The organism is Allobosea sp., assembly GCF_036675845.1.
GTDB lineage: Bacteria > Pseudomonadota > Alphaproteobacteria > Rhizobiales > Beijerinckiaceae > Allobosea.
In genome coordinates, this window is sequence record NZ_JAKFED010000037.1 from 1 (window position 1) to 21,066 (window position 21,066).

Consider the following 21,066-nt stretch of genomic DNA (forward strand, 5'->3'; position numbering starts at 1 on the left):
TCGGCCAGCGCCACGGCCAGCCCGCCATCGGAAAGATCGTGGCAGGCTGAAACCCGCCCGGCCGTGATCAGGCCGCGCACGAACTCGCCATTGCGGCGCTCGACGGCAAGATCGACCGGCGGCGGCGCGCCCTCCTCGCGGCCGCAGATCGTCGCGAGATAGGCGCTCTGGCCGAGCCAGCCGGCCGTCGCGCCGATCAGGACGATCGCCTCGCCCTCGGCCTTGAAGCCGATCGTCGCGTGCTTGGTCACATCGGCGAGCACGCCGACGCCGCCGATGGTCGGGGTCGGCAGGATCGAGACGCCGTTGGTCTCGTTGTAGAGCGAGACATTGCCGGAGACGACGGGGAAGTCGAGCGCCCGGCAGGCCTCGCCGATGCCCTGGATGCAGCCGACGAGCTGGCCCATCACCTCGGGCCGCTCCGGATTGCCGAAGTTCAGGTTGTCGGTGACGGCGAGCGGCAATGCCCCGACCGCGGAAAGGTTGCGCCAGGCTTCGGCGACGGCCTGCTTGCCGCCCTCGAAGGGATCGGCCTCGCAATAGCGCGGGTTGACGTCGGCGGTCATGGCGAGGCCCTTCGGCCCGTCCTCGATGCGCACGATGCCGGCATCGCCACCCGGCGTCACCGCCGAATTGCCGAGGATCAGGGTGTCATACTGCTCCCAGATCCAGCGCTTCGAGCAGAGATCGGGCGAGCCGACCAGCTTGAGCAGGGCCTCGCCATTCGGCATCGGCTGGGTCACGCTTGCCGCAGCGAGCACCGGCCGCGCCGGCGTCTCGATCCAGGGCCGGTCATATTCGGGAGCCTCGTCACCGAGCTCCTTGATCGGCAGATCAGCCATCGTCTCGCCCTGGTGCTTGACGACGAATCGCAGGCTGTCGGTGGTCTTGCCGACCACGGCGAAGTCGAGCCCCCATTTCCTGAAGATCGCCTCGGCCGGCTCCTCATGGCCGGGCTTGATCACCATGAGCATGCGCTCCTGGCTCTCCGAGAGCATCATCTCATAGGCGCTCATCTGCTCCTCGCGGCAGGGCACCGCGTCGAGATCGAGCTCGACGCCGAGATCGCCCTTGGCGCCCATCTCGACCGCCGAGCAGGTCAGGCCGGCTGCGCCCATGTCCTGGATCGCATCGACATGGCCGGCGGCCATGATCTCGAGGCAGGCCTCGAGCAGCAGCTTCTCGGCGAAGGGGTCGCCGACCTGCACGGTCGGGCGCCGCTCCTCGCCGCCTTCGCCGAAGGCGGCCGAGGCCATGGTCGCGCCATGGATGCCATCGCGGCCGGTCTTGGAGCCGAGATAGACGATCGCCTTCCCGACGCCCGAGGCCTTGGCGTAGAAGATCTCGTCGGTGCGGGCGAGGCCGACGGCCATAGCGTTGACCAGGTTGTTGCCGTCATAGCGCCGGTGGAAGCCGGTGGCGCCGCCGACATTGGGCACGCCGAAGGAATTGCCGTAGCCGCCGATGCCGGCGACGACGCCAGAGACCAGATGGCGGGTCTTGGGATGGCTCGGATCCCCGAAACGCAGCGCGTCGAGCACCGCGATCGGCCGCGCCCCCATGGTGAAGACGTCGCGCAGGATGCCGCCGACCCCGGTGGTCGCGCCCTGATAGGGCTCGATGAAGGACGGGTGGTTGTGGCTCTCCATCTTGAAGACCACCGCGAGCCCGTCGCCGATGTCGATCACGCCGGCATTCTCGCCGGGCCCCTGGATCACCCAGGGCGCCTTGGTCGGCAGCGTCTTCAGATGAATCTTGGAGGATTTGTACGAGCAGTGCTCGTTCCACATCGCCGAGACGATGCCGAGCTCGGTGACCGTCGGCTCGCGCCCGATCAGATGCAGGAAGCGCTGGTACTCGTCGGGCTTGAGCCCGTGCTCGGCGACCAGTTGGGGGGTGATCTTGATGTCGTTGGGAATCACGCGACCTGTTCCTGACGGAAGGGGCGAGCGGAGCGCTCATTCAGGGCGGGGCATAGCCCGAAGCCGGCGGAGAGACAACGTTTGCAGCCGAGCTTTCAGAGTTGGAGCGCCGCCATCGCCGCGCGCAGCCCCTCGGGGATCGGCACCGGCTTCTGCGCGCCGCGCTCGACATAGACATGGGTGAACAGCCCCTGCGCCGCCGTCGCCTCGCAGCCCTGCCTGAAGATGCCGATCCGGTAGGTCACCGAGGAGCGGCCGAGCCTTTCGACCGCCAGCGCGCCCTCGACGACTTCAGGGAAGGCGACGCTCTCGAAATAATCGCAACGCGTGCCGACCACGAGGCCGACGATCCGGCTTTCGGCGATATCGAGGAAACCCTGCTCGATCAGCCAGGCGTTCACCACCGTGTCGAACCAGTTGTAATAGATCACATTGTTGACGTGACCGAAGACGTCGTTGTCGGCCCAGCGCGTCGGGATCGCCCGGAAGCGCCGGAAATCGGCCCGCCGCAAGCGTACCGGCTTGTCGCTCATCGCTCCCCCTCCCCGCCCGTCTTTTCGCCGCCCGGCTTCTCGCCGGTGCCGATCTCCGGCACGCCGAGCGCATCCGCCAGCCTGGCCTTGGCCGAGCCCGGCCGCAGCGGCTTCTGCTGGCTCTCATGCGGCGCCCAGCCCGAGAGCCAGACGATCTCGAAGGTCGCCCGCAGGCGTCCATCCGGATCGGAAAAGCGCTCGGCATAGAGTTCGGCGGCACGCAGCAGCACCGAACGCCGCAGCGGCTTGCGGCTGCGCTCCAGCAGCGCATTCGCCCAGCCCATGGCGCGCAGGTCGCGCAGGAGCGCGAAGAGATCGCCATAGCGCACCGTCACGCTCTCGCTGTCGACGACCGGCAAGGCGAAGCCGGCCCGCTGCAGCAGGCTGCCGAGATCGCGCAGATCGGCGAAGGGCGCGACGCGCGGGCTTGCGCCGCCGGTCGCCTCGACCTCGGCGGAAAGCAGCACCTGGCGCAGCTCGGTCAGGCTCTGCCCGGCGAGCAGGCAGCCGATGAAGAGCCCGTCCGGCCGCAGGCTGCGCCGGATCTGGACGAGCGCGCCCGGCAGGTCGTTGACCGCGTGCAGGCTGAGCAGCGAGGCGGCGAGATCGAGGGAAGCGGCCGCGAATGGCAGGGCTTCGAGATCGCCGATGAGATCGGCCGCCGAGCCGCCTCCTGCATCCGGGTTCTCGGCGAGGCGCAGCACGGCCTCTGCCTTGCCCCGCAGCGCCGGCGCCGCCAGCGGCAGGGCCGAGCCGAGATCGGCCGCCAGCCCGAAGCGCCGCAGCACCGCCGAAAGCCGCTCCTCGAGATCGCCGGCGCAGCGCGCCAGCAGGAAATCGGGATAGCCCGCCGCGAGCGCCCGGCCGAGGCGACGGCGATAGAGTGCGCGGTCGAAGACGAGAGAGCTCATCCGCGCGCTCCTGGCTCTATTCCATCCCTTCGAGCTCGACGATCAGCCCTTCGATCATCCGGAGGCCGATCTGCCAGAAAGCCGGGTCGCGGGCGTCGAGCCCGAAGGGCTTCAGCAGCTCGGAATGGTGCTTGGTGCCGCCGGCCGAGAGCAACGCGAAATAGCGCTCCTGAAAGCCCTGCGCCGAGTTCTGGTAGACGCCGTAGAGCGAGTTCACCAGGCAGTCGCCGAAGGCATAGGCGTAGACGTAGAAGGGCGAGTGGATGAAGTGCGGGATATAGCTCCAGAAGGTCTCGTAGCCCGGCCCGAGCCTGATCGCCGGCCCGAGGCTCTCGGTCTGGACGCTCATCCAGAGCTCGCACAGGTCCTCCGCCGTCAGTTCGCCCGAGCGACGCGCCTCATGGACCTTGCGCTCGAAGGAGTAGAAGGCGATCTGGCGCACGACCGTGTTGATCATGTCCTCGACCTTGGCGGCGAGCATCGCCTTGCGCTGCTTGCGATCGACCGTCCCGTTCAGCAGCTTGCGGAAGGTCAGCATCTCGCCGAAGACGCTCGCGGTCTCCGCCAGCGTCAGCGGCGTCGGCGCCATCAGCGCCCCGTTTGGCCCGGCCAGCACCTGATGGACGCCATGGCCGAGCTCATGGGCGAGGGTCATCACGTCACGCGGCTTGCCCTGATAGTTGACCAGCACATAAGGGTGCGCGGAAGGCACGGTGGGATGAGCAAACGCGCCCGGCGCCTTGCCCGGCCGCGCCGGCGCGTCGATCCATTGCTCGTCGAAGAAGCGCCTGGCGATGCCGGCCATCTCCGGCGAGAAGTCGCCATAGGCACCGAGCACCGTGTCGCGCGCCTCGCTCCAGGGAATCGTCCGCTGCTCGACCTGCGGCAGCGGCGCGTTGCGGTCCCAGTAGTCCAGCACCTCCTGGCCGAACCAGCGCGCCTTCAGCCGGTAATAGCGATGCGACAGGCGCGGATAGGCCTCGCGCACCGCCGCCACCAGCGCATCGACCACCTCGCGCTCGACCCGGTTCGCCAGGTGCCGCGAATCGGCGACATCCTCGAACTTGCGCCAGCGGTCGGAGATCTCCTTGTCCTTGGCGAGCGTGTTGGTGATCAGGCCGAAGGTGCGCAGATGCTGGCGGAACACCGTCCCCAGCGCCTCCGCCGCCTGCTGGCGAACGGCACCGTCGGCATCCTGCAGCTTGTTCAGCGTCAGCTCGAGCGTCAACTCCTCGCCGCCGACCTGAAAGCGCAGCGAGGCGATGGTCTCGTCGAAGAGCCGGTTCCAGGCGCCGTGCCCGGTCACCGACTTCTCATGGAACAGCTCCTCGATCCGGTCCTCGAGCTGGTGCGGCTTGTCCTTGGCCAGATCCTCGATCCAGGGCTTCCAATGGCTGAGCGGCGGCTGCGCCGCAGCGGCGGCCAGTACCGCCGCGTCGATCCGATTGAGCTCGAGGCCGAAGAACAGCAGCTCCGTCGAGATCGCCGTGACGCGGTCCTGCGTGTCGCCATAGAACTTGGCGCGCTGCGGGTCGGTGGTGTCGCCGGAATAGACGAGGCCGGCATAGGACATGATCTTGCCGACCAGGTCCTCGAGCTTCTCATAGGCCGCGACCGCCTCGGCCAGCACGACGCTGGCGTCGCCGCGCTCGGCGAGCGCCGCGAGCTTGCCGCGATAGAGCGCCGCGAAACCGCGCGCCTCGGCCAGCGCCCGCTCCAGATCGGCGGCGAACTCGGCTGAATCCGTCGCCGGATAGAGATGCGCCAGGTTCCACTCCGGCAGCGCGCCGAGCGCCTTGTCGGCCTTGGCGGCGCTGCCGGCAGCGCTCCTTGCGACCCTGGCGGCGATCGTCCCGTCGAGAGCGGTCGTCATGTCAAAGGCACCTTTCTGGCGAAACCGTTCCACCCCATATGCGCGGACAAGGCCGCGCGATCAACGCCGCGTCGGCAAAGCGGAGCCTGCCGGCACGGAATTGCGCGGCCATGACGGCGCCGCAGCTCTGCACCGCGCCGGCCGCCTTAAGCGCGGCTTAACCCTTGTCCCCGACAGTGACCCGAAACGGAACAGTGCTTCCGTTCAATTGCTCAACTGCCTGGCCTGCCGAGGGTTCATGTCCGCCACCATCCTCGTCGTCGACGACGATCCCGTACAGCGCCGGCTGCTCGACGCGATGCTCAAGCGCTTCGGCTACGAGGTGCTGACCGCCGAGGGCGGTGAGCAGGCGCTCGCTCTGCTCGGCGACGAATCGCAGCGCGTCGACTGCCTGGTGCTCGATCTGGTGATGCCGGGCCGCGACGGCATGGCGGTGCTCGCCGCCCTGCGCGAGCGCGGCGTCGCGACGCCGGTGATCGTGCAGACCGCGAACGGCTCGATCGAGACCGTGGTTTCGGCGATGCGGGCCGGTGCCGTCGATTTCGTGGTCAAGCCGGTCGGCGCCGAGCGCCTGCAGGTCTCGCTCAAGAATGCGCTGAAGCTCGGCGCGCTCGAGCACGAGATCCGCTACATGAAGCGGCGCTCGGCCGGCCAGCTCGGCTTCCGCGACCTCGCCAGCAAGAGCCCCGATATGGGCCGTGTCGTGCGCCTGGCCGAACGTGCCGCCAAATCGAACATTCCCGTCCTGGTGGAAGGCGAATCCGGCGTCGGCAAGGAGGTGCTCGCCCGTGCCATCCAGGGTTCGAGCGACCGCCGCGGCAAGCCCTTCGTCACCGTCAATTGCGGCGCGATCCCGCACAACCTCGTCGAATCGATCCTGTTCGGCCATGAGAAGGGCGCCTTCACCGGCGCGACCGAGCGCCATATCGGCAAGTTCGTCGAGGCCAATGGCGGCACGCTCTTTCTCGACGAGGTCGGCGAATTGCCGCTCGATGCCCAGGTCAAGCTGCTGCGCGCCCTCCAGGAGGGCGAGGTCGATCCCGTCGGCGGCAGGAAATCGGTCCGCGTCGACATCCGCATCATCTCGGCGACCAACAAGAGCCTGCTGGATCAGGTCAAGCAGGGCGAGTTCCGCGAGGACCTGTATTACCGGCTCAACGTCTTCCCGATCACGCTGCCGCCATTGCGCCAGCGCCGCGAGGACGTCGCCGACCTCGCCCGCGGCTTCCTCGCCCGCTTCGCCGCCGAGGAAGGCAAGAAGCTGCGCGGCATCGGCGCCGAGGCGCTCGGCCTGCTCGGCGACTATGACTGGCCGGGCAATGTCCGCCAGCTCGAGAACGCCATGTTCCGCGCCGTGGTGCTCGCCGATGGCGACGAACTCACCGTCGCCGAATTCCCGCAGATCGCCGCACAGATGGATGGCTTCGACGTCCGCATCCCGCCGGCCCCGGCCCCGCTTTCCGGCGAGCGGCGCGAGGAGGCGCCGCCGCGCATCGTCCAGGTGCCGGTGCGCGATCCCAACGCGCTCGACCTCGTCGCCGGCTCCGACATGCGCACGCTCGACGAGCTCGAACGCGAGATCATCAAGTTCGCGCTCGCCCATTACCGCGGCCACATGTCCGAAATCTCGCGCAAGCTCGGCATCGGCCGCTCGACGCTCTACCGCAAGCTCAAGGATTACGGGCTGATCGACGGCGACAACGATTCCGCCGGGGCGGACGCCGCCTAATCGGCTGACCGGCAAATCCCGCTCTGGAGCCGACATGTCAGGGCGAATGGAAGCCGCTGTTGCAGGGCGGCACTAGTCGAAGCAGACCGGCTCGCGCAGTGATCGGCGTGATCCGGCAGGGATACGGGGAATCAGTATGCGCCTTCGTCGCCTGGCGGAATCCGTCTCCGCCGCCGTACTGGGCCTTGCGCTCGGTGTCGCTACCGCGCTTGCACAAGGCCCAGGCAACGAGGCCGCGACGCTCGGCCTGCCGCTGCCTGAGGCGCCGGCGCTGCGCATCCTGGCCGGCGATGTCGGCCCGCCGCAGCTCGACATCCCCGCCCCGCCCGAGCTCGTCCTCGACCTGCGCCCGGCGGGTTCCGCACCCGAGCTCGCCGCCCCGCTCGAAGCCGCCGAGATCGTCACCGGAGCGATTTCCGTGACGCCGCGGCCGGCGGATCAGGAGTTCGAGCTCGACGTCCCTCTTCCCGAGATGCCGCCGGTCGATCCGGCGCTCGCGGCGAAGCCCGCGCCGAAAACGCAGCCGCAGCTGGCCCGCCCGGCCGAGCCGCTGATCGCCCCGCCTGCCCTGCCCGAGGTCGTGGTGGCGCTGCCGCCGGGGCTCGAGCTCTCCGGCCGCATCGCCGAGCGGGCCGAGGAGGCGCTTTCCGTGCCGCGGCTCGCCCAGCGCGAGCGCGCCGACATCCTTGCCGCCTACGCCGCCAACGAGAACCACCCCTTCTGGATCGACGGCAAGGGCTGGAGCGCCGCCGGCAGGCTGCTCGCCGCCCAGCTCGGCCGCGCCGGCCAGGACGGCTTGCGCCCGGCCGACTATGCCCTGCCGGCTTTCGAGGCGAGCGACAAGGACCGCCTCGCCGAGGCCGATGTCCGGCTCTCGGCGCTGGCCGTGCTCTATGCCCGCGACGCCCGCGGCGGCCGCATCGACCCGCGCCGCCTGTCGAAGCTGCTGACCCCGGAACTCGATTTGCCTTCGGCGACCGAGGTGCTCTCGGAGCTTGCCGGTGCCGGCGACCCCGGCGCGGTGCTCGCCGCCTACAATCCCCCGCATGAGGGCTATCGCCGGCTCAAGGCCAAGCTCGCCGATCTGCGCGCCGACAAGGAAGAGATCCCGGCGGTCCGCATGCCGGCCGGCCCGCCGCTCAGGCTCGGCATGCGCGACGAGCGCGTGCCGCTGGTGCGCGCCCGGCTCGGGCTCGGCGCCAGCGAGGAGCCGATCTTCGACCGCTCGACCGCGATCGCGCTGGCCGAGTTCCAGAAGCAGGCCGGCCTGCGCGCCGACGGCGTGCTCGGCAGCCAGACGCTGGCCGCGCTCGGCTCGCCGCCGGCGGCGGGCCTGGAGAACGACATCGTCGCGCAGATGGAGCGCTGGCGCTGGCTGCCGGCCGATCTCGGCGCCAGCCACGTCGTCGTCAACGTGCCGGAATTCAAGATGCGCATGCTGCGCGACGGCAAGCTCCTGCACGAGAGCCGCGTCATCGTCGGCAAGCCCGGATCGGCGACGCCGATCTTCTCGCACAAGATGGAATACGTCGTCGTCAACCCGTCCTGGTACGTGCCGCCCTCGATCCTGAAGAAGGAATTCCTGCCGGGGCTCGCCGCCGATCCGGACTATGCCGCCAAGCGCGGCTATGTCGTGACCCGGCGCGGCAAGTCGATCTCGGTGCGCCAGCCGCCCGGCGAGCGCAATGCGCTCGGCTGGATCAAGTTCATGTTCCCGAACGACCATGCGGTCTACCTGCACGACACGCCGAACCGCCGCCTTTTCGCCAGCAACCGGCGCGCCTTCAGCCATGGCTGCGTGCGCGTCGAGAACCCGTTCGCGCTGGCCGATCTGGTGCTCGGCCCGGAATGGACGAGCGAGCGGCTGAAGCGGCTGATCGGCTCCGGCGAGCGCACCATCAGGCTGCCGCAGCCGCTGCCGATCCATCTGGTCTACGACACGCTCGTGGTCGACGGGGCCGGCCGGATTTCGACCTTTGACGATCTCTACGGCGTCCACCGGCTGGTCCGGAACGCCCTCGAGCAGCGCTCCTGAGACCCGCGCCCGGGCGCCGGGCACGGTTTTGCCATGATCTGTGGGTAGCCAGCAGCGCGCTTGCCGAAATTCCGGCGGGACGGTTGTGCCGCCGGTAACCTGTCGTTAAGCCTTCTCGGCAACTGTTCCTTCACGTTTACCGCTCCGGCTCGCCGGCGCTTCGAGACGGGTCAGGTAGAGAGTGAGCTGGTCGAAAGCCGAGACGAAGAAACGGCTGCCGCGCCCCTCCGGGCGGGCTGCGCATGCCGGCGCCGTCCTCGCGACAAGCGCGCTCGCCCTCTGCATCGGTGTTCGCGGCACGCAGGACGCCGTCGCCAATGGCGACACCCGCACCATCACCATCAAGCACATGCACACCAAGGAGGAGACGACCGTCACCTTCAAGCGTGACGGCCGCTACGACTCCGCGGCGCTGGAGAAGCTGAACTGGGCGATGCGCGACTGGCGCATCGACGAGCCGATCCGCATGGACCCGCGCTTGTTCGACCTTGCCTGGGAAGTCCACCGCAAGGTCGGCTCCGAGCAGCCTTTCCACGTCGTCTCGGCCTACCGCTCGCCCGGCACCAACTCGATGCTGCGCCGGCGCTCGCGCGGCGTCGCCAAGCACAGCCAGCACACGCTCGGCAAGGCGATGGACTTCTACCTGCCCGACACGCCGACGGCGAAGATCCGCGAAGTCGGCATGCGGCTGCAGCGCGGCGGCGTCGGCTTCTACCCCGGCGCCCATACGCCCTTCGTCCATCTCGACGCCGGCTCGGTGCGCTCCTGGCCACGCATGACGCGCAGCCAGCTTGTCCGTCTGTTCCCGGATGAGAAGACCGTGCACCTGCCGGCCGATGGCAAGCCGCTCAGCGGCTACGAGGTCGCCAAGGCCGAGATCATGGCCGGCGGCGGCGCGGTGATGGGCTATGCCGCCGCCGACCTCGACGAGGGCGCGATCATCGCCTCGGGCGGCAAGGGCTTCTGGGCAGCGCTGTTCGGCGGCGACGACGAGGAGGCGGATGCCCGTCCGACCCGCGGCCGCGCCGCGGCCCGGCGCGCGCCGACGCCGCAGCCCACCGTGATGGCCTATGCCGGCGACAGCAACAGCGGCGATGGCGGCCGCTTCGCCGTCTTCAACCAATCCGCCCAGCCCGAGGCGACCGGCCGCACCCTGCTGCGCGAGCGCTCGGACCGGGCGACGACGACCGCGCCGGCAGCACCCGCAGTTGCACCGGCGCCGGCCGAGACGCAGGTCGCGGCGCTTCCTCCGCAACCGGCCGAGCCGCCGAAGCCCAGCCCGATTTCCACCGCATTCCCGGTCGCGCGCCCCAATGGCCTGACGCCGCCGCCGCCGGCCGCACCCGCCGGCTCGACGCAGCTGGCGGCGCTGGCCGCCGAGGCAGCGGCACTGCCGCTGCCCGCCACCGAGCAGAAGCTGATCCTGGCCTCGCTGCCGCCGCGCCGGCCGGGCGACCTGCCGGCCCCGGTCCTCGACAACATCGTCGCCGGCCGTCCGGTTGCGGCGCCGCTGCCGCCGACACGCCCCGTCGTCCTCGCCAGCCTGGCGCCGGAAGCCCTGCGCCCGGGCACCGAGACGGAGAGTGCAGCCATTCCCGCCGGCGCCCGCTTCGTCAACGTCTCGCATCCGTCGCCGCCGATCCGGCCCCGCGCCCCGGGCGAGCCGCAGCGGCGCGCCGTCGAACCGGCCGCGGCCGAGGCGCGCACGCCGATCGCCGCCGAATACGATGCCGACCGGGCCGGCCTCGACACGCTCTTCGCCACCGCCGCCCTGCCTTCCGCGCCGGCCCGCCGGACCGGCGTCGCCACGGCCAAGGCCAAGGTCACCGACCTGCAGGCCAAGGGCTGGGTCGCCGGGCCGAGCCCGGCCGCCGCGCTCGGCTTCACCGCCGCCCCGAACGACCTCAAGACCAGCAGCTTCAGCGGCCCGGCCGTGCGCGCGCTGCCGACCACCTTCGTGCAGAACTGAGGCGCTCTCGGCCGGCTTGCCCGCCGGCGCCGAATTTCCTAACCCTGCGGCATGGCGCCGCCCGGCGATTTCGCGCAGGATGCCTCTGCCGCGATCGTGGCGGGTGATGCCGGTGCCTATGCCTACGGGAAGGGGACTTTCATGCGGAACGGGCTGGTTGCGAGATTCCTGCGTTCCAGGTCTCTGCCCCGACTGGGCATTTTGCTGATCTCGGGCCTCGCCGTGCTCGCCCCCGCAGCCGCGCCCCTCGCCCAGCCGGCGCAGCCGGCGGCCATCCCCGTCGGCACCACGCCCGCGGAAAAGCGCGCGATCGAGCGCACCGCCGATTTCGTCGGCCGCATCGAGGCGATCAACCGGGTCGAGATCAGGGCCCGCGTCACCGGCTTTCTCGAGAAGGTCCTGTTCCGCGACGGAGATTCGGTGAAGGAAGGCGCGCCGCTCTTCCAGATCGAGAAGCCGCCCTTCGAGGCCGCCGTCGATCAGGCTCGCGGCGCGCTGGAGAGTGCCCAGGGCACGCTGCAGAACGCCACCACCCAGCGCCAGCGCGCCGAGGACCTGCTGCGCACCAATGCCGGCTCGGTCGCGGTGCGCGACCAGCGCGTCGCCGACGAGACGGCCGCGCAGGGCTCGGCCACCACTGCCGCCGCCAATCTGAAGATCGCGGAGATCAATCTCGGCTATACCGAGATCACCTCGCCCATCGCCGGACGGATCGGCCGCACCAAGCTGACCAAGGGCAACGTCGTCTCGCCCGATAGCGGCGCGCTGGCGCTGATCGTCAGCGAAGACCCGATGTACGTGAATTTCCCGGTCAGCCAGCGCGAATTCGTCAGCTTCGGCCATAATCGCGTCGATGCCGGCACGACCGGGCCGAAGGTCACGCTGCGCTTTTCCGACGGCTCGACCTATGAGCAGCAGGGCACGATCGACTTCGTAGACGTCTCGGTCGACCGCGCCACCGACACGGTGCTGGTCAGGGCGGTCGTACCCAACCCCAAGGGCAGGCTGATCGACGGAACCCTGGTCAATGTCGCCGTCCATGCCGAAAAGCCCGTCGACAAGGTCCTGGTGCCGCAGGCAGCACTGATCGCCGACCAGCAGGGCGCCTATGTCTTCGTGGTCGAGGATGGCAAGGCCGTGGTCAAGCGCCTGAAAGTCGGCGCCGAGGCCGGCGCCTATGTCGTGGTCAACGAGGGCCTGAATGGGGGCGAGCAGATCGTGGTCCAGGGGCTCCAGGGCCTGCGGCCCGGCACCCCGGTCCTCGCCTCCCCCGTTGCGCCGCCGCCGGCCGGCCGGAGCTGAGGCATGTTCACCTCCGTCTTCGTCGACCGGCCGCGCCTGGCCATCGTCATCGCGGTCGTCACGGTCATCGCCGGCCTGCTCTCGCTTTTCGCGATTCCGGTCGCGCAATACCCTGACATCGTGCCGCCGCAGGTTTCGGTGACGACCTCCTACCCCGGCGCCTCGGCCGCCGTGGTCGAGGCGACAGTCGCGCAGCCCCTGGAGGCGCAGATCGTCGGTACCGACAAGATGATCTACATGAAGAGCGTCAGCGGCAATGACGGCAGCTATTCGCTCAAGATCTCGTTCGAGCTCGGCACCAACCCCGACATCAACACCGTCAACGTCAACAACCGCGTCCAGATCGCGCTGTCGAAGCTGCCCGAGGAGGTCAAGCGCTCGGGCGTCACGGTAAAGAAGCAATCCTCCGCGCTGCTCGGCGTCATCGCCGTCTATTCGCCGAAGAAGACCTACGACAACCTGTTCGTCTCGAACTACACCACGATCAACCTGCTTGACTCGATCCGCTCGACCCCCGGCGTCGGCGACGCCTCGCTCTTCGGCGCCCAGGACTACTCGATGCGCGCCTGGGTCCGCACCGACGCCCTGACCGGGCTCGGCCTGACCACCGGCGACATCATCAACGCGATCCAGTCGCAGAACACCCAGGCCGCGGTCGGCCGCATTGGCGCGCGCCCGATCTCCGACGACCAGCAGCTCCAGCTCAACATCCAGACCAAGGGCCGGCTGAGCTCGCCGCAGGAATTCGAGAAGATCGTGGTGCGCACGAACCCCGACGGTTCGGTGCTGCGTCTTTCCGATGTCGCGCGCATCGAGCTCGGCGCCGCCAATCTCGACCGCGAAACCCGCCTCAACGGCGGCCCCGCCGTGCTGATCGGCATCTACCAGTCGCCCGGCGCAAATGCCATCGCCGCCCTCGACGCGGTCAAGAAGACGGTGGGCGATCTCGCCCGCAACTTCCCGGACGACCTCGCCTGGAAGGTCACCTACGATCCGACCGCCTTCGTCACCGCGACGATCGAGGAGGTCCAGAAGACCCTGATCGAGGCCTTCATCCTCGTCATCGTCGTCGTCTTCCTGTTCCTCGGCAGCTTCCGCGCCACCCTGATCCCGACCTTCGCCGTCCCGGTCAGCCTTGTCGGCACCTTCATCGTCCTCAACGCCATCGGCTATTCCGCCAACACGGTCTCGTTGCTGGCGATCGTGCTCGCCATCGGCATCGTCGTCGACGACGCGATCGTCGTCGTCGAGAACGTCGAGCGCGTGATGGAGGAGCGTCCCGAGCTCTCGCCGGCCGAGGCGACCAAGCTCGCAATGGGCGAGATCGTCGCGCCGATCATCGCGATCACCCTGGTCCTGCTCTCGGTCTTCGTGCCTGTCGCCTTCATCCCCGGTATTTCCGGCGAGCTCTTCCGCCAGTTCGCCGTCACGGTCGCGGTCGCGATGCTGATCTCTGCGATCAACGCGCTGACCCTGTCGCCAGCGCTTTGCGGCGTGCTGCTCAAGCGGCATCAAGGCCCGCGCCGCGGCCCGCTCGGCCATGTCATGCGCGGCATCGACTGGACGCGCGACCGCTATGGCGACACCGTCGCCCGGCTGGTGCGCATCTCCATGATCAGCCTGGTGCTGACCGCAGCCTTCGGCGCCGCGATCTACGCCATGGGGCGGATCACCCCGACCGGCTTCCTGCCGGAGGACGATCAGGGCGCCTTCTTCGTCGTCGCGCAATTGCCCGACGGCGCCTCGGTCGGCCGCACCGCGGCCGTCGCCGCCGAGGTCGAGGCCATCCTCAAGGCCGAGCCCACGGTCGAGGATTATTCGACGATCGTCGGCCTGAACTTCATCGACGGTAATTCCCAGTCCAATTCCGGTTTCTTCCTCGTCTCGCTGAAGCCCTTCGCCGACCGCAAGGGCGCCGACCAGAGCGCCGACGCGGTCATCGCCCGCCTCTCCCAGAAGCTGCGGGCGGTGCGCGGCGGGGCTGTCGTGCCGATCGCGCCGCCGCCGATCGTCGGCCTCGGCACCGGCGGCGGTTTCACCTATGTGCTGCAGGACATGGGCGGCTCCGACCCCAAGGCGCTGGCGCGCACCCTGCGCGGGCTGACGATCGCCGCTAACCAGGACCCGCAGCTGCGCCGGGTCTTCTCGACCTTCTCGGATTCGACGCCCTCGATCTTCCTCGACATCGACCGCGACAAGGTCCAGATCCTCGGCGTCGAGCTCAGCGCGCTGTTCCAGTCGCTGCAGGCCTCGCTCGGCGGATATTATGTCAACGACATCAACCTGTTCGGCCGCACCTGGCAGGTCCAGGTCCAGGCCGAGGGTGTCGACCGCGCCTCGGTCGACGACATCTACCGCATCAATGTCCGCAGCCGCGACGGCAGCATGATTCCGCTCCGCAGCCTGCTCGAGGTCCGCATGGTCGTCGGCCCGCAGGCGCTGATCCGCTACAACAACCGCCTCGCGGTCACCATCCAGGGCACGCCGGCTCCCGGCGTCTCCTCCGGCCAGGCCCTGGCGGCCATGGAGCAGGTCGCGGCGAAGACGCTTCCCGCCGGCTATCGCGGCGACTGGACGGACGTCTCCTTCCAGGAGAAGCGGGCCGAGGGCCAGACCGGGATGATCCTCGCCTTCGCCCTGCTCTTCGCCTACCTCTTCCTGGTCGCGCTCTATGAGAGCTGGACGATCCCCGTGCCCGTCCTGCTCTCGGTCGCGGTCGGCGTGCTCGGCGCCTTCATCGGCATCGTGCTCGGCGGCCTGACGCTCGATCTCTATGCCCAGATCGGCATCGTCGTGCTGATCGGCCTCGCCGCCAAGAACGGCATCCTGATCGTCGAGTTCGCCAAGGAACAGCGCGAGAAGGGGCTGCCGCTGCTCGAGGCGGCGACGCTGGGCGCGCGCCTGCGCTTCCGGCCGGTGATGATGACCTCGCTCGCCTTCATCCTCGGCCTGCTGCCGCTCGTCATCGCCGAGGGGCCGTCGCGCCTGGCCAGGCGCAATGTCGGCACGCCGGTCTTCGGTGGCATGATCGCCTCTGCGGTGATCGGCGTCTTCCTGATCCCGGTGCTCTATGTCGTCTTCCAGGCGCTGCGCGAGCGGCTGCGGCCCTCGACGAAACCGGTCGAGAAGCCGGCAGCGGCATCGGGAGAATAGGTCCTTCCGATTTTCGGCAGAACCGCCGCGTCATTCCGGGGCGGCCCGTGAGGGCCGAGCCCGGAACGACGGCAGCCGCTGCGCTCACTCCCGGTCGATCGGCCAGGCCTTGAACACCTCCAGCGCCTCGCAGGCCCTCGCCTGCGCGGCGAGCGCCGGCCAGCGACCCTCCTCGACGAATTCGGGGATGACGAAGCGGCAGAAGCCCCAGGCGATCGCCGCCGCGATGTCGCCGGGCGCGAGCGCCGGCCCGGCGCCGAGTTCGCCGCGCTTCGCCGCCTGGTCGAGCAGGTCGAGCGCGGTGTGGAGCTGAGACAGGATGCGCTCCTGCCAGTTGGCGTAGCGCCGTTCCTCCGGCCGCTTGCGCTCGTACTCGACGCCGACGGCCTTGTCGGCGGCGACGATGCCGATGCCGGTCAGGCTGAGATCGCGGACCCGCGCCGCCGGCTCGGCCGGGCGCAGGGAACGCCCGGCGACATCCTCGAAATGCTGGATGATCAGCAGCGATTCGCTGATCACCGTGCCGTCATCGGCGACCAGGGTCGGCGCCTTGATCAGCGGGTTGATCGCCCTGAACTCGGGCATGTGCCGGAACACCGAGACCGAGCGATGCTCGAATGCGAGCCCCAGCAGGCTCCCGGTGATCGCGGCGCGCCGCACATAGGGGCTGTCGAGCATTCCAACCAGCAGCATCGCGATCTCCGGCTTGAGGTGCGCGAAGACTGCCGCTCGCTGCGGGATTTGCCACGCGAATTCGCGTGATTTCAGACATCACGGGGACTGATGCGACCTGGCCGGTCTTTGCGGTGTCCGCTCGGTGAAGTGGCAGCTCACGCCGCTTGATGCTCGCCGTGCGCGGCTTCGTCCGCGCCGGCGCCGCCTTCCGGGTGGGCGGCCTCATGGGCATCGAGCGCCACCTGGCACGGGTCCCAGACCGGCGTGCCGCTGAAGTGCTCGGCGAGCAGATCGGTCAGCACCCGGACCTTGCCCGGCACATAGGCGCCGGGCGGGCGCACCACATAAAGCCCGCTTTCCGGCAGCGGATATTCCCACAAGACATGCTGCAGCCGGCCGGTGCGGATCGCCTCGCCGGAAATGAAGGTCGGCAGCGCCGCGAGCCCGAGCCCGGCCTCCGCCCATTGCAGCAGCGTATCGCCGCTGTCGGAGCGCAGCCGCCCGTTCGGCCGGATCGAGACCAGGCGCCGGTTCACCCGGAAATTCCAGTCCGGCATCGCGTTGCCGGTGTAGATCAGGCAGTCATGGCCGGCGAGGTCCGCCGGGGTCCCCGGGCGGCCATGACGGGCGAAATAGTCGGGGCTGCCGACGACCGCGCCACGCACCGCCGCGATCTTGCGCGCGACCAGGCTCGAATCCTTGAGCACGCCGATCCGGATCGCCATGTCGAAGCGCTCGCCGATCAGGTCGACCTGGCGATCGCTGGCCTCGACATCGATCTCGAGGCGCGGATGGCGCTGCGCCAGCACGGCGAGCACCGGCGCGACATGGTGGATGCCGAAGGTGAGCGGCATCGTCAGCCGCAGCCTCCCGGTGACGCCGCCGGCCTGCAGCGCCACCGCCTCGCGCGCTTCGCTCAGTTCGGCGAGGATGCGCTCGCCGCGCGCCTTGAACTCGAGCCCGGCCTCGGTCGGGCTGACTCCCCGCGTCGTCCGGCTCAGGAGCCGCGTGCCGAGATCGGCCTCGAGCCGTGCGACCCGCCGGCTGACGATCGATTTGGACAGGCCGAGACTGCGGCCCGCCCGACCGAAGCCGCCGGCGTCGACCACGGCGACGAAGCTGCGGATATCGTCGAGCTCGGACATGGAGGCGTTCCTGTTCTGGCAACAGCGTGGTGCTGATTATGCGCATTCTGGTGCGCTGGGTGAACCGCTATCTTGCGGTCATCGTTTTCCGTTCCAGCCCCAGGATGGCATCCATGTCGACCGTTCTCGTTCTCAACAGCAGCGCTCTCGGCGCCGCTTCCGTCTCCCGGCAGCTGATCGACGCCACCGTCGCCCGCCTGCGCGCGCAGGATCCGGGCCTCAAGCTCGTCGAGCGCGACCTCGGCGCCAGCCCGGTTCCGCATCTGACCCTCGACGCCGCCACCGCGATCCGCGGCGGCGAGCCGGCCAATGCCGCGCAGCAGCAGGCCAGGGCGCTGTCCGATGAGCTGCTCGAGGAGCTGAAGGCGGCCGACATCGTCGTCATCGGCGCGCCGATGTATAATTTCGGCATCCCCTCGACGCTGAAGGCCTGGTTCGACTACGTGCTGCGCGCCGGCATCGCCTTCCGCTACACCGAGGCCGGCCCGGAAGGCCTGCTCACCGGCAAGCGCGCCATCATCGTCGAGAGCCGCGGCGGCTTCTACAGCAGCGGCCCGGCCCAGCCGATGGATTCCCAGGAGCCGCATCTGCGCACCCTGCTCGGCTTCGTCGGCATCACCGACGTGACCTTCATTCGCGCCGAGAAGCTCGCCTTCGGCCCCGAGGCCCGCGAGCAGTCGATCAGCGCCGCCCAGGCCGAGCTCAAGCTGGTCGCCTGAAGCAGAGCGGCTTCGCCGCCATAAAAAAGCGCCGGCCTCGGAATGTCCGAGGCCGGCGCTTTCATTTCGCGGATAGTGTGGCTCAGGCGCTCTCGCCGACAGCCTGCAGATAGAGGTCGAGGATCGCCTCCTCCTCCTTGCGCTCGTCGAGGTCGCGCTTGCGCAGCGCGATCACCTTGCGCAGCACCTTGACGTCGTAGCCATTGGCCTTGGCCTCGGAATAGACCTCCTTGATATCGTCGGAGATCGTCTTCTTCTCTTCCTCGAGCCGCTCGATGCGCTGCACGATGCTCTTGAGCTGATCGCCTGCAACCGGATCGTCCATTCTCAAAACCCTTCTTCGGAAATTGGTCGCAGGGGTTCGCCCGGATGGCCGGCAAGGTCAAGCGGCAAGCGCCCGAAGTTCACATTTCTCGCGCCGCGGCGAGGCTGCCGGGCAGCAGCCGCGCCAGCCGCCGGCCCCAGGCGCGGGCAGCGTGCGGCTCGCCGATCAGGTCCTGCCGGATCTCGACCAGCGCATCGAGCAGGCCGCGCCGGGTGGCGTGGCGGTCGATGGTGTCGCCGGGCAGGCCGCCATTATAGGGCTCGTTGTCGCCGACGATCAGGTCGCCCTCCGCCTGCAGCGCCGCGATCAGCGCCTGCGCCAGCCGGCCTTCCCGGTCCCAGAGCACGCCGGCATGCCAGGGCCGCGGCACGCCCTTCCAGAACGGCGTGAAGGAATGCAGCGAGACGATCGCCGGTGGCTGCCCGGCCGCCAGCGCCGCCGCGACCGCCGCGTCGATGGCGGCGTCATAGGGCGCGTAATAGCGCATGATCCGCTCGGCGATGCCGGCCTCGTCGATCCGGGCATTGCCCGGCACGATGGCTCCGTCGGAGACGCGCATCACCAAGGTCGGGTCGTCGCGTCCGCGATTGGGGTCGATCAGCAGCCGGGAGAAGTTGCTCAGCACCGCCGGCGCGCCGAGCGCGGCCGCCATGGCGCGGGTCATCTCGGCCGCGCCGATGTCGTAGGCGATATGGCGTTCGAGTTGCTGTGGCGGCAGGCCGAGCGCAGCGAGCTCCGGCGGGATCGCGTTGCTGGCGTGGTCGCAGAGCAGCAGGACACCGGTCGCCGGGTCGCCCGGGATGATCTCGACCTCGCCGGGCCGCAGCGAGGGAGCACCGTTCGGCAAGGCCATGTCCGCACCCATCCCGCCCTCGGAATCGATCAGCAAATCGCGGGTGACGCCCGCGCGTCAGCGACATAGAAGGGGCTGGGGCGAAAGTCGATTGGTACCACGGGATTCGCGGGAAGGCGGACGATTTGCAACAGCCTGGCGATGCAATCGGACAACGACGCAAGGTGGCGCGGGCGATCTTCGACGCCGCCGTGGCGCGTGCCCATCCCGCCTCCTGGCTAGCCGGGCATCTGCCGGCGCCGCCTGAGAGCGGGCGGCTGATCCTGCTTGCGGCGGGCAAGGCGGCCGGCAGCATGACGGCGCTCGCCGAGGCGCATTATCTCGACACGCTGGGCTTGGCCGCCGAGCGCCTGCTCGGCCACGCCGTCGCCCGCCATGGCTACGAGACGGCGACCCGGCATGTGCCGATGCTCGCGGCCGGCCATCCGGTGCCCGACGAGGGCAGCATCGCCAGCGCCGAGCGCGCGCTCGCGCTCGCCGATGGCGCCACCGCCGACGATCTCGTCCTCGTCCTGCTCTCCGGCGGCGGCTCGGCCAACTGGGTCGCGCCGGCCGGCGCGCTGACGCTGGCCGAGAAGCAGGCGGTCAACAAGGCGCTGCTGCGCTCGGGCGCGCCGATCGGCGAGATGAACATCGTCCGCAAGCGGCTCTCGCGCATCAAGGGCGGCCGGCTGGCGCTGGCCGCGGCCCCTGCCCGCCTGCTGACGCTCGCGGTTTCCGACGTGCCGCATGACGATCCCGCGGCCATCGCGTCCGGACCGACCGTGCCGGATCCGAGCACGATGGCGGACGCCCGTGCCATCGTCGCGCGCTACGGGCTGAAGCTGCCGCCGGCGGCGCAGGCCTTGCTCGCCGACGACGCCAGCGAGACGCCCAAGCCCGGCCACCCCGCCTTCGCGCGGAGCGACTACCGCATCGTGGCCCGCCCGGCCGACGCCATCGCCGCAGCCGTGGCGGCCGCCCGCGCCGCCGGCTACGAGCCGGTCGATCTCGGCCCCGATCTCGAAGGCGAGGCGCGCGAGGTCGCGCAGGCGCAGGCGGCGCGCGCCCTGGAACTGAAGGCCGCCGGCCGGCGCGCGGCGCTGATCTCCGGCGGCGAGCTCACCGTCACCATCGCCGGCGCCGGCCGCGGCGGGCCGAACCAGGAATACGCGCTGGCACTCGCCATCGCTCTCGCCGGCGAGCCGGGGATCGTCGCGCTCGCCGGCGACACCGACGGCACCGATGGCGGCGGCGGCGAGGCGAGCGACCCGGCCGGCGCCATCGTCGACGAGACGACGCTGGCCCGCGCCCGCGATCTTGGCCTCGATCCCGCCTTTTGCCTGCGCGACAACGATTCGACCGGCTTCTTCTCTGGTCTCGGCGACCTGCTGCGAACCGGCCCGACCCTGACCAATGTCAACGATTGCCGCGTGATCCTGATCGACCCGACCTTGACCTCCCCATGACCTTGACCTCCCCATGACCTTGAGCGCACGCCTCATCCGATCCGTGCCGCGCCTCGCCTTGCCGGCCATCCTGCTGCTCGCCGGGGCCGTGCCGGCGCTCGCCGACCTGCGCATGTGCAACACCACCGGCAGCCGCGTCGGCGTCGCCATCGGCTATCGCGACTCGCAAGGCTGGGTCACCGAGGGCTGGTGGAACATCGCGCCGCGCGCCTGCGAGACGCTGCTGCGCGGCACGCTGGCGGCGCGCTTCTACTATGTCCACGCCGTCGACTACGACAAGGGCGGCGAATGGACCGGCAAGTCGATCATGTGCACGCGCAACAAGGAATTCACCATCCGCGGCATCGAGGATTGCCTGTCGCGCGGCTATGAGCGCTCTGGCTTCTTCGAGGTCGACACCGGCGAGCAGAAGGGTTGGACGATCCAGCTCACCGATACGCCGGGCGCCGCGCCGCCGCGCCCTTGAACGGCGAG

16 protein-coding genes are annotated in these 21,066 nt (G+C 69.6%); 8 read left to right on the plus strand and 8 right to left on the minus strand.

What is annotated here, in order from left to right; genetic code table 11:
- The 4 genes from purL to V6M56_RS03315 all read right to left on the minus strand — a co-directional run.
- Positions 1-1,922: phosphoribosylformylglycinamidine synthase subunit PurL (gene purL, locus V6M56_RS03300; RefSeq protein WP_332681191.1), on the minus strand; the 1,922-nt coding region annotated here is incomplete at its 3' end.
- A 95-nt stretch (positions 1,923-2,017) separates the two neighbouring features.
- The gene (locus V6M56_RS03305; RefSeq protein ID WP_332681192.1) at positions 2,018-2,455 is read right to left on the minus strand and encodes an acyl-CoA thioesterase; all 438 of its coding nucleotides are present in this window, start codon (positions 2,453-2,455) and stop codon (positions 2,018-2,020) included.
- Entirely contained in the window at positions 2,452-3,366 is a 915-nt protein-coding gene (locus tag V6M56_RS03310; protein ID WP_332681194.1) for a methyltransferase domain-containing protein, read from the minus strand. Before V6M56_RS03310 ends, V6M56_RS03305 begins: the two co-directional genes overlap by 4 nt.
- Positions 3,367-3,382: 16 nt before the next feature.
- Positions 3,383-5,239 (minus strand): M3 family oligoendopeptidase, encoded by a 1,857-nt coding sequence (locus V6M56_RS03315; protein WP_332681195.1) that lies wholly within the window; start codon positions 5,237-5,239, stop codon positions 3,383-3,385.
- A 238-nt stretch (positions 5,240-5,477) separates the two neighbouring features.
- Between V6M56_RS03315 and V6M56_RS03320 the strand changes: the two genes are divergently transcribed.
- The 5 genes from V6M56_RS03320 (at position 5,478) to V6M56_RS03340 (ending at position 15,427) form a co-directional block, all read left to right on the plus strand.
- Positions 5,478-6,968 (plus strand): sigma-54-dependent transcriptional regulator, encoded by a 1,491-nt coding sequence (locus V6M56_RS03320; RefSeq protein WP_332681197.1) that lies wholly within the window; start codon positions 5,478-5,480, stop codon positions 6,966-6,968.
- A 136-nt stretch (positions 6,969-7,104) separates the two neighbouring features.
- Entirely contained in the window at positions 7,105-9,003 is a 1,899-nt protein-coding gene (locus V6M56_RS03325; protein WP_332681199.1) for a L,D-transpeptidase scaffold domain-containing protein, read from the plus strand.
- Positions 9,004-9,184: 181 nt separating this feature from the next.
- Positions 9,185-10,972 carry a peptidoglycan L,D-endopeptidase MepK gene (locus V6M56_RS03330; protein ID WP_332681201.1) on the plus strand — a complete coding sequence of 596 codons (1,788 nt, stop codon included), beginning with the start codon at positions 9,185-9,187 and terminating at the stop codon, positions 10,970-10,972.
- Positions 10,973-11,113: 141 nt separating this feature from the next.
- Positions 11,114-12,274, plus strand: coding sequence for an efflux RND transporter periplasmic adaptor subunit (locus V6M56_RS03335; RefSeq protein ID WP_442881069.1), 1,161 nt, complete (start codon positions 11,114-11,116; stop codon positions 12,272-12,274).
- 3 nt (positions 12,275-12,277) lie between these two features.
- Positions 12,278-15,427 (plus strand): efflux RND transporter permease subunit, encoded by a 3,150-nt coding sequence (locus V6M56_RS03340; protein WP_332681205.1) that lies wholly within the window; start codon positions 12,278-12,280, stop codon positions 15,425-15,427.
- A gap of 84 nt (positions 15,428-15,511) precedes the next feature.
- Here the strand turns inward: V6M56_RS03340 and V6M56_RS03345 are convergent, their stop codons facing one another.
- A complete protein-coding gene (locus tag V6M56_RS03345; RefSeq protein WP_332681207.1) occupies positions 15,512-16,120 on the minus strand; it encodes a glutathione S-transferase family protein in 609 nt (202 codons plus the stop codon).
- A 137-nt stretch (positions 16,121-16,257) separates the two neighbouring features.
- Entirely contained in the window at positions 16,258-17,247 is a 990-nt protein-coding gene (locus V6M56_RS03350) for a LysR family transcriptional regulator (RefSeq protein ID WP_332681209.1), read from the minus strand.
- A gap of 113 nt (positions 17,248-17,360) precedes the next feature.
- Between V6M56_RS03350 and V6M56_RS03355 the strand changes: the two genes are divergently transcribed.
- A complete protein-coding gene (locus V6M56_RS03355) occupies positions 17,361-17,966 on the plus strand; it encodes an FMN-dependent NADH-azoreductase (protein ID WP_332681210.1) in 606 nt (201 codons plus the stop codon).
- Between the two features lie 82 nt (positions 17,967-18,048).
- Here V6M56_RS03355 and V6M56_RS03360 read toward each other — a convergent pair whose 3' ends face one another.
- Together V6M56_RS03360 and V6M56_RS03365 are read right to left on the minus strand one after the other, a co-directional pair.
- Complete coding sequence (locus V6M56_RS03360; RefSeq protein ID WP_152011935.1) at positions 18,049-18,291, minus strand: DUF2312 domain-containing protein; 243 nt, start codon at positions 18,289-18,291, stop codon at positions 18,049-18,051.
- Positions 18,292-18,370: 79 nt separating this feature from the next.
- Positions 18,371-19,144, minus strand: coding sequence for an N-formylglutamate amidohydrolase (locus tag V6M56_RS03365; RefSeq protein ID WP_332681220.1), 774 nt, complete (start codon positions 19,142-19,144; stop codon positions 18,371-18,373).
- A gap of 164 nt (positions 19,145-19,308) precedes the next feature.
- Between V6M56_RS03365 and V6M56_RS03370 the strand changes: the two genes are divergently transcribed.
- Both V6M56_RS03370 and V6M56_RS03375 read left to right on the plus strand, forming a co-directional pair.
- Positions 19,309-20,592, plus strand: a complete 1,284-nt coding sequence (locus V6M56_RS03370) for a glycerate kinase type-2 family protein (protein ID WP_442881070.1) — start codon at positions 19,309-19,311, stop codon at positions 20,590-20,592.
- Positions 20,593-20,605: 13 nt separating this feature from the next.
- The gene (locus V6M56_RS03375; protein WP_332681222.1) at positions 20,606-21,058 is read left to right on the plus strand and encodes a DUF1036 domain-containing protein; all 453 of its coding nucleotides are present in this window, start codon (positions 20,606-20,608) and stop codon (positions 21,056-21,058) included.
- The last annotated feature ends 8 nt before the right edge of the window (positions 21,059-21,066 follow it).

Excerpts from the sequence above, each read along its gene's own strand:
- V6M56_RS03305 (WP_332681192.1), bottom strand. The coding sequence starts at position 2,455 with ATGAGCGACAAGCCGGTACGCTTGCGGCGGGCCGATTTCCGGCGCTTC.
- V6M56_RS03310 (WP_332681194.1), bottom strand. The coding sequence starts at position 3,366 with ATGAGCTCTCTCGTCTTCGACCGCGCACTCTATCGCCGTCGCCTCGGC.
- V6M56_RS03315 (WP_332681195.1), bottom strand. The coding sequence starts at position 5,239 with ATGACGACCGCTCTCGACGGGACGATCGCCGCCAGGGTCGCAAGGAGC.
- V6M56_RS03320 (WP_332681197.1), top strand. The coding sequence starts at position 5,478 with ATGTCCGCCACCATCCTCGTCGTCGACGACGATCCCGTACAGCGCCGG.
- V6M56_RS03325 (WP_332681199.1), top strand. The coding sequence starts at position 7,105 with ATGCGCCTTCGTCGCCTGGCGGAATCCGTCTCCGCCGCCGTACTGGGC.
- V6M56_RS03335 (WP_442881069.1), top strand. The coding sequence starts at position 11,114 with ATGCGGAACGGGCTGGTTGCGAGATTCCTGCGTTCCAGGTCTCTGCCC.
- V6M56_RS03340 (WP_332681205.1), top strand. The coding sequence starts at position 12,278 with ATGTTCACCTCCGTCTTCGTCGACCGGCCGCGCCTGGCCATCGTCATC.
- V6M56_RS03345 (WP_332681207.1), bottom strand. The coding sequence starts at position 16,120 with ATGCTGCTGGTTGGAATGCTCGACAGCCCCTATGTGCGGCGCGCCGCG.
- V6M56_RS03350 (WP_332681209.1), bottom strand. The coding sequence starts at position 17,247 with ATGTCCGAGCTCGACGATATCCGCAGCTTCGTCGCCGTGGTCGACGCC.
- V6M56_RS03355 (WP_332681210.1), top strand. The coding sequence starts at position 17,361 with ATGTCGACCGTTCTCGTTCTCAACAGCAGCGCTCTCGGCGCCGCTTCC.
- V6M56_RS03360 (WP_152011935.1), bottom strand. The coding sequence starts at position 18,291 with ATGGACGATCCGGTTGCAGGCGATCAGCTCAAGAGCATCGTGCAGCGC.
- V6M56_RS03365 (WP_332681220.1), bottom strand. The coding sequence starts at position 19,144 with ATGGCCTTGCCGAACGGTGCTCCCTCGCTGCGGCCCGGCGAGGTCGAG.
- V6M56_RS03375 (WP_332681222.1), top strand. The coding sequence starts at position 20,606 with ATGACCTTGAGCGCACGCCTCATCCGATCCGTGCCGCGCCTCGCCTTG.